The 15,726-nt window shown below is 49.9% G+C and carries 10 protein-coding genes and 1 rRNA gene; 4 read left to right on the forward strand and 7 right to left on the reverse strand.

Annotated elements, in window-relative coordinates; translation table 11 throughout:
- Window positions 1-117 precede the first annotated feature (117 nt).
- A 5S ribosomal RNA gene (gene rrf / locus HMPREF9431_RS09210) occupies window positions 118-230 on the forward strand.
- 654 nt (window positions 231-884) lie between these two features.
- On the opposite strand, the gene HMPREF9431_RS09215 is transcribed toward rrf, so the two are convergent.
- Window positions 885-1,508 (reverse strand): Type 1 glutamine amidotransferase-like domain-containing protein, encoded by a 624-nt coding sequence (locus tag HMPREF9431_RS09215; RefSeq protein ID WP_004380984.1) that lies wholly within the window; start codon window positions 1,506-1,508, stop codon window positions 885-887.
- Between the two features lie 492 nt (window positions 1,509-2,000).
- On the opposite strand from HMPREF9431_RS09215, the gene HMPREF9431_RS09220 reads away from it, so the two are divergent.
- Window positions 2,001-2,543 carry an RNA polymerase sigma-70 factor gene (locus tag HMPREF9431_RS09220; protein ID WP_004380985.1) on the forward strand — a complete coding sequence of 181 codons (543 nt, stop codon included), beginning with the start codon at window positions 2,001-2,003 and terminating at the stop codon, window positions 2,541-2,543.
- Window positions 2,544-3,047: 504 nt separating this feature from the next.
- Here HMPREF9431_RS09220 and HMPREF9431_RS09225 read toward each other — a convergent pair.
- Together HMPREF9431_RS09225 and HMPREF9431_RS09230 are read right to left on the reverse strand one after the other, a co-directional pair.
- Window positions 3,048-4,535, reverse strand: a complete 1,488-nt coding sequence (locus HMPREF9431_RS09225; protein WP_004380987.1) for a SusD/RagB family nutrient-binding outer membrane lipoprotein — start codon at window positions 4,533-4,535, stop codon at window positions 3,048-3,050.
- 39 nt (window positions 4,536-4,574) lie between these two features.
- Window positions 4,575-7,745, reverse strand: a complete 3,171-nt coding sequence (locus HMPREF9431_RS09230; protein WP_004380988.1) for a SusC/RagA family TonB-linked outer membrane protein — start codon at window positions 7,743-7,745, stop codon at window positions 4,575-4,577.
- A gap of 665 nt (window positions 7,746-8,410) precedes the next feature.
- On the opposite strand from HMPREF9431_RS09230, the gene HMPREF9431_RS09235 reads away from it, so the two are divergent.
- A complete protein-coding gene (locus HMPREF9431_RS09235; protein WP_004380989.1) occupies window positions 8,411-8,605 on the forward strand; it encodes a type II toxin-antitoxin system HicA family toxin in 195 nt (64 codons plus the stop codon).
- Window positions 8,606-8,651: 46 nt separating this feature from the next.
- Window positions 8,652-9,062, forward strand: coding sequence for a type II toxin-antitoxin system HicB family antitoxin (locus HMPREF9431_RS09240; protein ID WP_004380991.1), 411 nt, complete (start codon window positions 8,652-8,654; stop codon window positions 9,060-9,062).
- 166 nt (window positions 9,063-9,228) lie between these two features.
- Here HMPREF9431_RS09240 and HMPREF9431_RS09245 read toward each other — a convergent pair whose 3' ends face one another.
- The 4 genes from HMPREF9431_RS09245 to HMPREF9431_RS09260 all read right to left on the reverse strand — a co-directional run bounded on the left by HMPREF9431_RS09245 (window position 9,229) and on the right by HMPREF9431_RS09260 (window position 15,476).
- Complete coding sequence (locus HMPREF9431_RS09245) at window positions 9,229-10,809, reverse strand: glycoside hydrolase family 31 protein (RefSeq protein ID WP_004380992.1); 1,581 nt, start codon at window positions 10,807-10,809, stop codon at window positions 9,229-9,231.
- 318 nt (window positions 10,810-11,127) lie between these two features.
- Window positions 11,128-12,882, reverse strand: coding sequence for a hypothetical protein (locus tag HMPREF9431_RS09250; RefSeq protein ID WP_004380994.1), 1,755 nt, complete (start codon window positions 12,880-12,882; stop codon window positions 11,128-11,130).
- A 12-nt stretch (window positions 12,883-12,894) separates the two neighbouring features.
- The gene (locus HMPREF9431_RS09255; protein ID WP_004380995.1) at window positions 12,895-14,037 is read right to left on the reverse strand and encodes an acyltransferase family protein; all 1,143 of its coding nucleotides are present in this window, start codon (window positions 14,035-14,037) and stop codon (window positions 12,895-12,897) included.
- A gap of 2 nt (window positions 14,038-14,039) precedes the next feature.
- Complete coding sequence (locus HMPREF9431_RS09260; protein ID WP_004380996.1) at window positions 14,040-15,476, reverse strand: DUF4832 domain-containing protein; 1,437 nt, start codon at window positions 15,474-15,476, stop codon at window positions 14,040-14,042.
- Window positions 15,477-15,726 lie beyond the last annotated feature (250 nt).

Raw genomic sequence — 15,726 nt, forward strand, 5'->3', positions numbered from 1 at the left:
CGAAACTTTCTTCTCTTCCCTCGCTTCTACTTTGAGTTGTTCAAGAAAAAAAAGGAAAGAACACAGAAGAGTTTACACCACAGTTTACAGCTTGTGAAAATCATGTCAACCCCTTTATCAGGTGGTTATTGCGGTGGGGTTCCACCTCTTCCCATTCCGAACAGAGAAGTTAAGCCCACTTGCGCCGATGGTACTGCAATGCAATGCGGGAGAGTAGGTAGCCGCCTTTTTTCAATCAAAGCGTTCATTTGAGCAATCAAGTGAACGCTTTTTTAGTTGTTATTTTGTGCAATATGGAAAATTGCTGTCACCGTACCGTCCATACACCATGGTACACCGTGTTCAATAGGGCAATGCGGGAGAGTAGGTAGCCGCCTTTTTTCTTAACGAAGCGTTCATTTGAGCAATCAAGTGAACGCTTTTTTAGTTGTTATTTTGTGCAATATGGAAAATTGCTGTCACCGTATCGTCCATACACCGATGGTACACCGTTTCAAATAGGGCAATGCGGGAGAGTAGGTAGCCGCCTTTTTTCTTAACGAAGACCTTGGAGAGAAATCTCTGAGGTCTTTTTCGTTTTGAGAGGTCTTGAAAATCGCTGCCACCATGCTGTCCATACGCCGATGGTACACCGTGTCAAATAGGGCAATGCGGGAGAGAGGTAGCCGCCTTTTTTCTTAACGAAGCGTTCATTTGAGCAATCAAGTGAACGCTTTTTTAGTTGTTCATTTTGTGCAATATGGAAAATTGCTGTCACCGTATCGTCCATACACCGATGGTACACCGTGTCAAATAGGGCAATGCGGGAGAGAGGTAGTTGCCTTTTTTTAAACCGAAGCGTTCATTTGAGTAATCAAGTGAACGCTTTTTTAGTTGTATACCGTTTACTCATTCTTACCTAATATTGCCACGTCCTCTCCTGTTATGAGGATGGCTTGTTGATTTGAAATGGGTTTTAATGGCAGGTTGCTATATTCTTTGATGATGTTTTGCGTAGCCTCTTCAAAGGGGAAGCTGTTGAAATGTACGACAGGATAAAAATCGATGATGCCCAGTCCTGTAAAATCATTGAAGTTTGGAGTTAGCGCAAGGTGATTATCCATTCTCTTTGCATATTCTATATTAGGTGCGAGAATCATGGCACCAGCAGATTCTCCAATATAAAGTTTGCCCCTTTCCACTTGCTCTTTAATCAACTGATCTGTTCCGGTCTTTTTTAATTCCTGCATAAGGAAGAATGTGTTTCCGCCCGAGACGTAGATACAGTCACAATCACTCAATATTTTTGCAATTTTATCTTTATCGTATTGGGTAATTTCTACTTCCTTTATGCGGAGGCCAAGTGCACGGAGTGCATTCTTTCCGTCTTCTACATATTGGGTATATTCTTCGTGGATACTCGCCGTGGGTATAAATGCTACGGTGTTTCCTCTTAATGGTGAGGAAGCAGTTTTTGATAGAATTTCAGCTACATCAGCGAAAGATGAGCATAAAAAGACTCTTTTCATTGTTCTATTTTGTTTTGATGAATATGGTTGCATCTTCTCATTCCACTTACAGTAAGCCATTTGAGCAAAGATGAACGAAATCACTATCCATAGCAGAGTTCTTAACCAAAGTTTCATTCTCTTTCAAATTTTGACATTACAAAGGTATGACTTTTTTCTGCATTTTTAGCTGTTCCCAAGATTGGGATTAGCCATTTCCAGTATTTCTCTATGTGTTTTCCACCTCTGAGAAACATTGTTTTTGCCTTTATCCGGCTGTTTTACCGCAGACGGCCCATCTTGTTAGCGTATGCTGAAAACGGGGGGGGGCGAATAACGAAGCACTGATGATGTTGTAGCAGGGTGGCCCATTGTTCAAACCAAGTTGCCAACGACGATGGGGCAACTTGTCGACATGTGGGTGGCAATTTCTGCCGAACGGCTGCTTAATTCGGGGTTTTTATGTAAATTTGTAGCCATGAAACCCCGAAAAAGATAAGCTGCCATCCCACCATGTTTGACTTCGATTCGTTTTATAGTGTGTGGTACACGCGCGCCCGAAATTTTGCCGCATTTTATCTGAGAGATGCCGAAGAGGCCGAAGATGTGGTGCAAGATGTGTTTCTTAAAATCTATGAGCGGCGCCACTTGTTAGATGAATCCAAAACCGAAGTGGGCTATCTCTTCACAGCCTTGAAGCATGCTTGTTTGTCGGTGTTGCGTCAACGGTTGCGCACGCGCCTTCCAACGCCTGTCGAAAACCTCAGCGACCGACAAGAGCTGCAACTCTATGAAGCGGCGCTGTCGCAGGCTTTCACCGATTTTCAAGACGAAAACCACCTTCAACGTCGCATAGAAGCGGCCATCAACCAGCTGCCTCCGCGTTGCCGCGAGATATTCGTCATGAGCAAACTCCATCACAGGTCGCAGGCAGAAATTGCGGAATCGCTCGGCATTTCGCGCCACACCGTGGAAACCCAAATGGGCATTGCCTACGAAAAACTGCGTAAAGCCTTGCAAAATGCACTGCCATTGTTGGTGCTGTTGTGGGCATAGCATGCCCCGTTCGTATAGGCTCTAACGAACGATTGGGATTGAATGGGCCATCGTTTATCGCATTGTCATTTTTCAAAAGCAGACCGCTACCCCTTGGAAGCCGTTTTTTCTCATCGTCCAACTCTTTTGAAGGACATTTTTCTTAAAAACAAGTGTTCGGGGAGTCCCGCTGAAGCATTTTTCTTAAAAACAAGTGTTCGGGGAGTCCCGCCGAAACATTTTTCTTAAAAACAAGCGTTCGGGGAGTCCCGCTGAAGTATTTTTCTTAAAAACAAGCGTTCGGGGGGTCCCGCCGAAGCATTTTTCTTAAAAACAAGTGTTCGGGGAGTCCCGTCGAAGTGTTTTTCTTAAAAACGAGCGTTTAAAAATGCAAATGGGAACAAAGCCAGCAAAAAGGGCTGGCAAAAGCCAACCCTAAAGAGAAATAGAAACTAAAATATCCACGTATGGATGAAGTTTATTGTTACTTTTTCTGCCTTTATAGCAGTGTCATCGATGCCTCGCCTATTCGCCGCCTGCCCACCAAACTTTCTTGGTGAAGATATACATACCTCCTTCGTTTCCACTGCCGAAAGCGGCTGCTACGTTGGGGTTGGAGGTGACATCGCTCTCACCGTAAGGCAAACAGAGTGGCCAACGGTTGGCACCCCCCAGCGTGTTGTTGGGATTGGTCATGGCAACGGGATAGCTACCGTCAATGTAACGGCAACGGCGCATGTCGTTATAAGTCTCCAACTGTTCATCACGCGTTTGGGCAATATACTTTTGAATGAGGATTTCGTTCAGCGGATTGGCCGTGTAACGCGTGCTCAACGAGGCAACGTAGGTGGTAATCTGCGCGTCGGTCACGTTGGCTTCAATCACGCTTCCGCCAGCCGCATAGAAATCTTTTATAGACGCTTTCACGCCCGCTTCGAACGCTGTCTGTGCATTTTGTCCTAAACGTGCCTGTGCTTCGGCCTGCACAAAATAGAGCTCTGAAAGGCTCAACACATGCAAGGTTGCGGCACCGTTCTCCAAATAGGCCGGCCAGTTGACCACCTCCGTCTGCGCTGCCATGGCATCATCTCCGGGATTGGCCACAACGTTTTTGCCAAAGCTGTTGAAGTTATAGATGGGTTCACGGGGGTCGTTGCGTGCCGTAAGCAAATTTTCAACCGTCGAAGAGCAACCTGTGTACTTGCGGCTTTGGGCATAAGCATACCACGAGTTGTCGGCCGTCTGACCGTTGAACACGGCCAATTCACAGCCTGCGAAGCCGGCGTTGAGGGCAGCCTGTGCCTCGTCGACCACCTTTTGCAACTGGGCTGTGGTGCGGTTCACGCCATAGGTGCGCAGCAGATAGCGTGCTTTCAGCGCGTGAACCAATGCCGCCCACTTCGCCTGTTTGCCGGCATAGATGACATCGTTGGAGCTGTTGTCATCGGTTCCGCGTGCAAAATTAATCTGTGCGCTGTCGAGCAATTCAAACACACGGCTGTAGACCTCCTTTTGTTTGTCAATCTTAGGCGCCGAAGTCACGAAACATTCTTTGTAGGGAATGTCGCCATGAAGGTCGGTCAGCGTGGCCCAGTTGATGGCTTCGAGCGTTTGTGCCATGCCCAACAGGTTGTAGTTTCCGGCATTCACGCCACCGGGTTGACACTTCCCGCGCATCAATCTCAGGTTGTTGAGGTTGAGATAGGTGTTGTCCCATTCGTTGCCAAACGTTGAACTTCCGGCCACTTCGGCAATATTACGTTTCTCAATCATGCGCATTTGGTTGTTGCCTGTGCCGAAGAGTTGTTCGGTATACGAGCTGACATACCATTCATAGGCACCGCAAAGGGTAGAGAAGACCGTTGACACCTCGGTTTCGGTGAGTTGCAGTTTTGCGTTGATATTTTGGCCCGGATGCGCCTCGTCGGCGTTGATGCGATCCATCGTGTCTTCCGAACAAGCCGTGAAAAGCATTGCCGTCAGCGCAGCTCCGAATATATATTTCATTTTCATAATCAATACTTTTTTCGTTTATCAAATGTTTGTCGACGCTTAGAAAGTGACTTTGAAGCCGCCACCGAAGCTGGAAGTGTTGGGCACTGAGAAGCGCTCAAAGTAGCCACCCATGTTGTTATTGCCTTGCGAACTCTCGGGATCGAGGTTGGGCATCTTTGCCCATAGCAAAATGTTGCGTGCAAAACCGTAGACCGAAAGGTTGATGCCGGCCAGTTTGGGGAACTGATAGCTCAGCGTCACATCGCGCAACTTGAGGAAGCTGGTGTCGAAGATGCCGGCTTCGGTCACGTCGTTATAGGCCTGATAATAGGCTTGCTTGCTCACCACTACCGTGTTCTTTGCCCCCGTAGCTTCGTTGATTCCTTCGGCCACCATCGTCCCTTCGTGATAGGGGAGCGACTCTTTCGTAGCGCCGAAATAGTTCATCGTCAAGAGGGTTCCGTTGTACATGCAACCGCCTTTCTGCCAATCCATGGTGGCCGAGAGCGATAGGTTTTTATAGTGTGCGTGGAGATTGAAACCCATATTGAAGTCGGGTGCACACTCACCCAAGTTCACATTGGCTGCCGTTGACTGGGGCAACCCGTTGGCATCGAGCAGCAACTGGCCGTCGGCGGTGCGCTTAAATGCCTTACCATAGATGTTGGGATAGGTGTAACCTGCCTGTGCTCGTATCTGTGGCGTAACGAAACCGCCAAGCATAATGCTCTCTACGCCGGGCGCAAGTTTCTTCACCTTGTTCCTTACCTTGGTGAAATTCACACCCAAGTCCACACCATAGTCCTGATGATTGAGCACAGTAGCATTCAGCGATAACTCGTGCGACCACGTCACCATCTGTCCAGCATTGGTGCGAAGTGACTGATAGCCCGTCGTGCCTGCTGTGGGAACATCGAAGATTTGGTCTTTCACATCCTGATAGCTCAGCGTGTATTCCAACTTCACAAGGTTCTTAAACAAACCCAAATCCAATCCTGCTTCCCAGTTAGAAGTGTTCTGAGGCTTGAGCTTTTCATCAAACTTCACGAAGTAGGGCGCATAGCCGCGCGCACCACCGAGGGGATAACTGATGGGGGTGTAGATATACATGCCGCTGCCATACACGGGCACATACATATAATTGTTGTAGAAATGCCCGGCTTGTCCCACCTGTGCGTAAGACAGACGGAGCTTTCCATACGAGAGTGTCTTGTTTTCTTTCAATGCCGGAAGCTCGGTGAAAATCCAGCCCAATGACACGGAAGGATAGAAGAACGAGCGGTGACCGCGGGGCATAGACGACACTTTGTCGTTGCGACCCGTCACGGTTAGATAAAGCATGTCTTTCCAAGAGAGCGACAACTGACCGAAGGTTCCCACCGTGCGTTCTTGCTGATGATACTCTTTGTGCACATCCATCGACGACGTGTTGCCAATCGTAGGCTGACCGTAGAAAGCCAATCCCGAACCGTCATAATCCCATTTGCGGCGATATTCGTGGTTGAACTCGTTACCGAGCACAAAGCCAAAGTCCCATTCTCTATCGGCACCCCACTTGGCAGTAAAGTTGGCTGTGATCAGGTTGTTGAAGATATTCTCCTGCACACCGGTGTTCTCCACCTCACCTTTCTTGTTGTAGGCCGATCCAATCTCGGCAATAGTAGCGTTGTTGGTGGTATACATATCCATGCCCACCTGCTCGCGAAAGACGAGATGATAGCGGTCACTCCAGTTCAGTTTCGGAGTAAATTCGGCGTAGGCATTGCCAAACAAACGGTTGGTGTGTTGCGAATATTCATCGTTTGCAGCCCACCAATAGGGATTGTTGAAGCTGGTCGCACGGAAAAGCACCTGCGCAGTGGGGTCGCCGGGCTTGTGATAGGGCGTGCCTTTGAGGTTATATTCCGACGGAGCCGAGTACACCACGTTCACAATACCGCTGTTGGCACCCGGCGCAGAGGTAATCTTTACCGAGCTGTAGTTGGCCGAAAAGCCGGTCTTCCACTGCTCGTTCACCTTCCAGTCAACGGCACCGTGTGCCCCCGTGCGGGTCATACCCGTTGAAGGAATGATGCCTTTCTGATAGGTATCGCTGAGACTGAACGAATAGCTCACGTCGTTTTTGCGTTGCGAAATGTTGAACGTTGAGTTCTGCGTGAAGCCCGTTTTGAAGAAATCGCCCACGTTGTCATAGGTCTGTGGCGTAGTCCAACCACTCAAACCTGCGGCAGCATACTTCGGGTTGTAGTACATACCCGCATGCGAAGTGAGGTCGCCGTTGGTATAAGCGTTGTTTTTATTGCCGCCATAAGTAGCGTCATTCGGCAGGTCGGCAATCTTCGGTCCCCACGTCATCGAAGCATTTGGATTATATTTTGAGAGTGTTGTGCCCTGCGCATACACATCTTGTCGTTCAAACTTGCGGCTCAAGGTCTGTGCACTCAAGTCGGTTGTAAAGGTGATAACAGGCTTGGTCGACTCTTTGCTGCCGCGCTTTGTGGTAATCAAGATGACACCGTTTGAAGCGCGAATACCATAAAGTGCCGAGGCTGCTTGCCCTTTCAGCACGTTGATCGATTCAATATCGTCAGGGTTGAGGTCAATGGTTCGGCTGGCATAGTCAGAACCTGTCACTGACTTTTCCGTGTCAAAGTCGGGCCTTGAAGCGATAGGCATGCCGTCAACCACATACAACGGTGTGTTGTTGCCATCGAAAGAACGTGCGCCGCGAATAACAATTTGTGCCGAAGCACCGGGTGCTCCCGAGGAAGTGCGAATGTCAACACCCGTAAGTTTGCCCTGCATAGCATTGGCCAACGACGAGGTTCCGGCCGTATTCAAGTCCTTTGCGTTGAGCACTTGTGAGGCATAACCGAGAGCTTTCTTCTCGCGCGTGATGCCCATTGCCGTGACAACTACTTCATCAAGCACCTTGTTGTCGGGGTCTAACTTAATTTTCAACTCGCCCGAACGGGGCACGGTCACCGTCTTGGGGTGCATGCCTAAATAGGAAACCACCAATTTTGTGCCTTCGGGTGCGCTTAAAGCAAACTTACCATCTGCGTCGGTAATGCTACCCGTTTTCGTTCCTGAGACCATTACAGAGGCCCCAACTACAGGCTCTCCGTCTTCACTTGAAACCACAGTTCCTTTCACTTGCGTTTGCGCTACGGCCATTCCTATGCTCAGAAATAGCCCTGCGAGAAACATCAAAAGTCTCTTTTTCATAAACTTCCCTCTTTAGATTAAAAATAAAACGATGATCGTTGTACGACGATTACGTTCAGCAATATAAACTTAAAAAACATCAATACTATTCGGCTGCAAAGTTAATAGATATATAATTTATTCGCAAACATTTTGCATTAAATTTTTCATTTTATAGCAAAATAATGCGTTTTTATTTTATTTTGATTGTAAAATGAATGATTATACAGTTATTTTATAATCTTTTTAGGCATGCAGTTTGTGAAATTGCAAGCCTTAAAGGATGTAAATGTCTAAGAGGGTTTAACGCCGCACAATCTGTCTTTTGTTTGAATGGTGGTTTGCCTATCTTAAAAGGTGTTATGAAGCGTCACCTCTTGCAGCACCCTTTCCAGCCACATGCACCGTCCCTTCATGGTCACCCTCTTTTGAGTGCATCTGTAAAAGCGGCGGTATTGTGCGGCAATCTCTACCGTTTTTCCCTATAATCTCATTGAGATTATCCCGCAATCCAGTCCACTTTTTAATGCCAAGAAATAGGCAGACGGGCGTAAAAAGGGCGAACAGGCGTCGCGAGGGGCTGTGGAACACGGAAAAGTATCCATCATAATACTGTTTTTTAGGGCGGAACTTGCTAAATAGTATTCTTTTTAATATCTTTGCAAGGTGTTAAAGTGTGCTATGGGATGAGACGGTACAAAGTCAAAGAGGTGATTAAACTGTTAGAAGCCGATGGATGGGTGCTCTTTGCAACCAAAGGCGATCATCGGCAATTTAAGCATCCCACGCGACCCGGGAAAGTTACGGTTCGGGGGCAGCAAAGTGAAGTTCTGAGTCAGTTTCTTTTAAATAGTATATGGAAACAAGCGGGATGGAGATGACATGCTGCTTGCATGGCAAAGATAAATGGTTTAAAATAGGATGGAAATGGAAAAAATACGAGTTGAAATTCAGTGGTGCGGTCACAATTTTGGGGCAACCTTGAGCGACAATGTGCCTGGAGCCATCGCGCTGACGGCAAAGACCTATCAGGAATTGATGAAGGCCATTCCCGAAACACTCCAGTTTCATGTTGAAGGATTGCTGGCTGATGGCGATGCTGTGCCCGAGTGGTTGGCAAAGGGAGCGTATGAATTTGAATACCATCTTGACACGGCCGCATTGATTCGGTCGTGCGAACAATATGCCAGTCTTGCCGCCATTTCTCGTGCTTCGGGTGTGAATGCACGCCTGTTGAGCCACTATGCCAACGGCCTTAAGAAACCACGTCCGGCACAACGCCAACGCATTGTTGAGGGATTACATAAAATTGGGCGGCATTTGATGTCTGTTGTATAGCGTTTCATCGCCCGATTTCCTCAAAAAACAACATGTGCCGAACAGCTTTTGAAGGCTGTTCGGCACATGTTTGTTTTGCGGTGTTGTCACCGTGACTGCTCTATTTGCAGCAATAGAACCGCATTTCGGAGAATTGCTATCCGCCAAAAATAGATTTTTGCGGCATTCAGAGGCGCTCAAAATAAGGCAGACGCCAGAGCGGCACCTGCTGTTGAATGGTGCGACGCCCACGGAACACGCGCCCTTGATCGTCGCGCCAGCGGCCGGGAGGCAGCAGAATGGTGCGCGAAGTGCCCGGCGTTGTCATCGGAGCCACCATCAAACGGCTGCCCAACATGAATTGGTCGTGCACCTTTTCATAACCCTGATGGGGAAATTCATATTCCAAACTGCGCACGATGGGTTCGCCGGTGCGTGCCGTTTCGCGGGCGCAGGCCAGGATGTAGGGCGATTTTTGCACGTGCAGTTGCGCCATGGCCCGGATAATCTTCATGTTCTCGGCACTGAGAATGCGCCAGGGTGCCACCGAGAATTGCATCATCGGCATGAGCGCATGCACCTGAGCCGAGCGCACAATGAGTGCTTGGTCGAACTTGTCGGCGTCAATATCGAGGAACGAAGCAAACGAACCGCCGCCAATCATGTCGGGACATGCATAGCCATAGCCCAGCAAGCCCGCGGCAATCATGTCGGGAACGAGCTGCTGCACCGCCTTCCACGAATAGTCTTTGTCGCCCAATCGTTGCACCAACGGACGGTTGCCCATCTGCCAGCACGCGCGATATTCGTTGAAAGCGAAGCGGCATCCCAATTCGGCCCAGCCTTTCGTTTGGTCAACCGAGCGCGCATCTTTGCGATAAGGGCGCAAGTCGGCACGGTCATAGTAGATGTTGTCGCCGCCATCAAACTTGAAACCGTCGATGGCATAATCGTGCATCATGCCGCGCAACGTGTGCTCCAAATAGTCGAGAGCGGCCGGATTGGTGAGGTCGAAGCAGGCACTTTGCCCGTTCCACCAAGGAATGATGGCCGGATTTCCTGTGGCATCGCGCAGCAACAGCCCTTGTTTGGCCAGCGCACGATATTCGGGACTGTCGGCCGTGACAAACGGACTGATCCACAACATCACCTTGAAGCCCTGCCGATGTAGGCTGTCAACCATGGCGCGAGGGTTGGGAAAGCGTTCGCATTTGAAATCGAAATTGCCATAATAACGCTGCCAATTATCGTCGATCATCAAGATGCCGGGGGGCAAACCATTGTCGAGCAAGTGGCGGGCATAGGTCAAAATGTCGTGTTGGTTTTGGTTGTACATCAGCTCTATCCACGTGTTGTATTGTGGATGTGAGAAAAACAGGGTGTCGGGCAGTGCTCCTTCGGCAGGGAAATGCTGTTGCATGAGTGCCCGATAAGCGTCGCGCAGGGTCGTGCCTTGCTGCTTGATGCCCACCTTTTCGTAGCGCGAATCGATGTGAATGCCTTGCCCGTCGACCGAGAATTTGAATGGGCTATCGCTCCAGATGGTGCGCCCACGGTTGGAAATGAGCATGCCCGACACCTGGTTGTTGTCATTTCGGCACGAGAGGTCGAAGGGCGAAAGCGACGTGAATGGCATGGATGTGCCTAAAGCGGTGGCGCCTCCCCACCACGATTCGCCCGCCAACACGGGAATGTCGCTGTGGTGTTGTGCCTGCAACGCGGTGCAGAAAAGCCCTAAAAAGAATAGGAAATAAGAACGTAAATACATAAATTGAATGTGTAATGCCCCCATGGAGGGCGTGAAACGGATGTGGCGCGGGGGAGAAGTTCGCCCAAAAGCGCCATCGAAAGTGAAAACAGCGTTCGGGCGTTCCCGAAGAGCTGATGCGCGATGCAAAATGTGTTCGGGCGCGCCCGAAGCCCTTTTACATCCTTGCAAAACATGTTTGGGAACACCCGAAGCGTTGTTGCGCCATGAAAAACGTGTTCGGGCGCGCCCGAACAGCTATTGCAACGCTGCAACAACTGTTCTGACTTGCCGGAACACCTTTATACATGAGAAAGAGCGTTTGCTGTGCATGTGGGGCTATTGCGCCACAAAGTCCATCGCGAAATGGTTATCTCCCTTGGCCGTCACCGTGCCGTCGGCAGCCACATGGATGCCGTCTTTCAAATCGATGACCACCTTATAGTAGCCCGCTCCGGATGGAATGTGGAATCCATCGGCGTCTTTACGCAAGCTGGCTGGGAAGAAAGCGTTGGGCAAACGATATTTGTGTCCGGTGGAAGGATGCACCACATAGAAGGCCACATCGCCGCCCCAACCAAAGTTATAGAAGGTGGCTTCATAGCGTTGGCCGGTGGTATGCACCACGGGCAGCACGTTGTCGTCGGACCATACCACAGCCGTAGAGTTTTGAGTGGGTGCCCAACTCCAACCATCCATATAGAGCACATCGGGATAACCCGCAACAGGACACGCATAGAACGCGCCGCTGAACACATCCATACGCACATAGTAGGTGCCCGTGTTGGCCTTCAATGTCCAGGTAGCGTTGCCGCCTCCGGTGAACAAATCGGGGTTGCATGTGTAGGAAGAGAGGTCGAAATCCGACGAAATCTTCTGTCCCTTTTGCAGCGTCATCGTGCCTTCATAGATATAGGCCGTGCCTGCTTTCAAATGCAACTGCTGGCCACAGAAGCCGATAGTTGGCGTAACAGCATTGCCATTGACCACCACTTTGTTGTTGGTGAAGAGCAACGACTTGCCACTTCCCGTCACTTCGACGCTCGTACACGTGCCCGCTGTGAAGTTGGTCTTGATGGTAAAGGCGCCACCTGCTGTGAGAGGGAAGCTCTTTGTCGCATCATCGGTGGCCGATTGCACAATGTGTTGGCCGTCCCAAAGGATGTAACCTTGCTGGGCACCGCGCTTCATGCGGAACACACCTGCGGCCGTTTGTCCCCACATCCCCACGTTGGGGTCGTCGCCTTCGGGTGCTGTCCAGGTGTAGTAGCTGTCGTTTTGACTTTCGAAGCCCTTCATGCGCATCTTGTTTTTCTCGGTCTTAATCTCGCCATCTTGCCAGTGTCCCGAGATGGTGCCCAACAGATAGTAGCAATCGGCGGCAGGTAAGGGTTTCCAAACGTGGCGCTCGCTGAAGCTAAGCTCAAAGGTTTTGGGATTGAAAGTGACGGTGAACGATGACTCGACATCGCCGCCAATCGTGATCGAATCGTTGGTCATGGTGGCAATTTCGCCATGCTTCGTGCCCCAGTAGATGCCGTTTTTGCTCGTGGTGGTCGAGATAATACCCTTTACTTTGGCGGGAAACACCTGCTCGGTGGGCATGGTGAAGACATCGCCTTGCTTGGTAAGCTCCACAATACTGCCATTGCCGAGCACCAAATTGAGCGTCTCAAACGAGGGAGTTGCTACGGCCGGCAAGTCGAATGTCTCAACCGCTTCGCCGTTGCGTGTGTTGTCTAACTTCGCCACCAACCGCAAATCGTCGGTCGATGCATTCTTCGGCAGCGGAATTTGAATGAAGTCATCCATGTTGAATTGCTTGCCGAGCAACATCTGATACTTTGTGGCTAAGGTGTCACCCTTACTGTTGAGCAGCAGAAGCTCGTAGTGTTCGAGGTTGCGATCGTCGGTGAGCAGGCCGGTGATGCTCACTTTATCGCCATATTTATAGTTGTCGGGAACGACCATCAGGTCGATACCTGGCTTCGGACCTGTTTTGTCATTGGACACAAACTTGTCGTCGTCGCTGCTGCAACTTGTAAGCCCCAACAGGGCAGTTGCCAGCATGATAGTTGATAATTTTTTAAACATAATCAATGGGTTTTAAGCTTTAATATAAAGGTTTAAGCGGAACATGAGTTTCAAAATGAGCAACACCCAGATGCCGTGCATCGTGACTTGCAACACGGCATAGTAGTCGCCCATCCATTGATGAAAGCCAAAGAAGAGCGAGTCGGTGATGGATTTGAAGTTCATGTAGTCGCCAATGAAATAGGCAGCGAGCGAATTCATGCCGTAATAGCGCAGCCACATCCAGCCACGACGGCAGCCTTTCACGTCGATGATATAGTAGAAGAGGCCCATCAACACAAAGCAGATGCCACCCGCAAAGAGCGTCATAGAGCTCGACCAGATGTGCTTGATGATGGGAATCCAGGGGTGCATGAGCAGCGAAACAGCAATCATTGCTACGCCACCCCACATGAGCCAGCGGAATTTCTGCATGGCTGTGCGCGTGCTTTTGAGCAGATAGCCCGCCAAAGTGCCGAGGTAAACGGTGACAATGAAGTTCAAAGAACTCATGATCCACGTGTAATGATAGGTGGGATCCCAGTGCCATGTGTCGCCTTGCCATTGCACACCGTCGCGGAAACGCCCTAACACTGCGCGGTCGATGGCCTCGCAAATGTTGGCATCGATGGTGAAATCGAAGTGGCCCCAAAGGGCAAAAATGGCGATATAGGCTATGAACGAGAGGCTCACAGCCACGATTTGCGTGCGCAACGAGCAAAATACAAAGAGGAAAGCCACCGCAACATAGCCCACGGCAATGCTCTGCAAGGTGTTGGAAAAGAGGTGCAGTTGGCGCAAATCGAAGGCCAACAAGTTGCCTTGCACCACCATGCCTAACACCCAAAGCACCACAAAACGCTTGATGATGCGCCAATAGAATTGTCCGTCGATGCGTGCCCCACGCTTGTAACGCGACATGGCAAAGGGGATGGTGATGCCCGACATGAACATGAACAAGGGCATGATGATGTCCCAAAAGCAAAATCCTTCCCACGGCAAATGGCTCAGTTGCCCCATGATGAAATGCCCAATGGTGCCCTCAGCCGGGTGTGCTGTCTTGAGCGCCCTGAACAAAATGGGCTGTATGAGCACCAACATAGCCAAGTCGGCGCCGCGCAAAATGTCGAGCGAAAGCAAGCGTTGCGGTTGCGAGGACTGGGTTGTTGTCTCCATAACTATTGTTTGATGAATTGGATGTTCGACGTGCTTTGTGGCAATTTTGCCGCTGCATCGACCTTAATCTTCACACCAAGATTGTTGTAGCCCGTGGTGGTTTCCCACATATTTTTATTGGCTAAGCGCACAGCATAGTCGGCACGCGCCGCCAAGGAAGGCTCGGCATCGGGCAAGAAGAGCAGCAACTGATAGTCGCCGGCAGGGAGATTGCCGGGCAAAGCTACTTTAGCGGTGAGCGTAGTTGCTTGGCGTGGCTTCCAAGTGCGTGGGTCATCGGGCAGCGTTGCCACGTAAACATCGCCCGAAGTGGAGCGCAAAATGAGCTGCACTTTGCGGGGATTATACATCGCAGCAAAGCCGATGTTATAGATAGAAAGCTTGGCCATGAGCTCACTTCCTGGGGCATGTTGCGTGGAATATTGGCCACGCATGAGCACCAAACGGTAGCCCAACTGGGTGCGAATTTCGTCCATCACACCGTCACGTTCCCATTGTTTCAGCACCACAGGGTCGTAACCATCGTGCAAGAACGACCAATGCAGCGTCTTCAACTCTTGCAAAGCGACCGAGCCTCTGCTGGGAGGTGTGCTCGAATTGGGGCGTGCTGTCTCGCCACCTAAAGGCGTATAGAGCGCTTCTTCGGCCACAAACGCCTTGTCCTTGGCCACATCAACATAGGTTCCCATGTTGGTTTCGTCGGCCATAAACGCATCGTTGTGCTGGGCGATGCGTGCTTGTGACGTGCCTTTATAGGCTGTTGTGGCGTTGAGTGGCGCAGCAATGCCCGTGAAAGTTTGCTTATAAGCCGGCGTACGCACTTGCACACAACGGTCCTTTGGCAACACTTCCAACCACTTTTGCAGCACGGCATTGCGCGCCGCGGTGTTGTTTAAACCGTTGGTAGAGTAATACCATTCGCCCCAAGCACCAATGAAGCCGGCTTGCACGCAGGCGATTACGTCCTTGTTTTGCACGAGCACGGGCTTCAAATTGTTTAAATGTTGCTCGATGATGTTGAGCGGAGCGTCGGGCTCTGTGGCTGCCGAAGAGTAGGCAAAGCGCAGAATAGCCTTCAAACCTGCTTGGCGAACGGTAGCCAAATCGGTGGTGATTTTGTTTAAATCGGCTGTCGAGAGTGCCTGATTGCGGCGGTCCTTTAGGTAGTAAACAATCTGCACGAGCGACTCTTTTGCACTTTTTGCCGTGTTGAGGCGTGCAGCCGAGAGTGGCGTTGTCAGGTTGCTTTCAACCATGGTGTACATGCCTCGCTCGGGATTGAAGAAATCTTCTTTCGTCGAAGTATATTTCACCGTCTGCAAGTTTTGGCTCCCATCGCCGCCATTGGGCGTAGGATTGGGGTCGTCATTCCCGCTACTGCTGCACGAAACCCACGAGAGTGCGAGCAGCAAGAGCGCTATGTTCAGCAATTTATTCATCTTGTTATGTTTAAAATTAATGTTGTTCCATCCGCCCTTTCGAACGAATTTCGCTTAAAATCTTTTTTATGTCCTTGCCCAAGGTTGGGCAAATCTCAAAATCTTTTTTTGGCCTTTGCCCAGCTTTGGGCAAGTCTTAAAATATTTTTTTGACGTTTGCCCAGCGTTGGGCAAGTCTCAAATTCTTTTTTTGATGTTTGCCCAGCTTTGGGCAAGTCTCAAAATATTTTTTTGATGTTTGCCCAGCTTT

The organism is Segatella oulorum F0390 (genome assembly GCF_000224615.1).
Lineage (GTDB): Bacteria > Bacteroidota > Bacteroidia > Bacteroidales > Bacteroidaceae > Prevotella > Prevotella oulorum.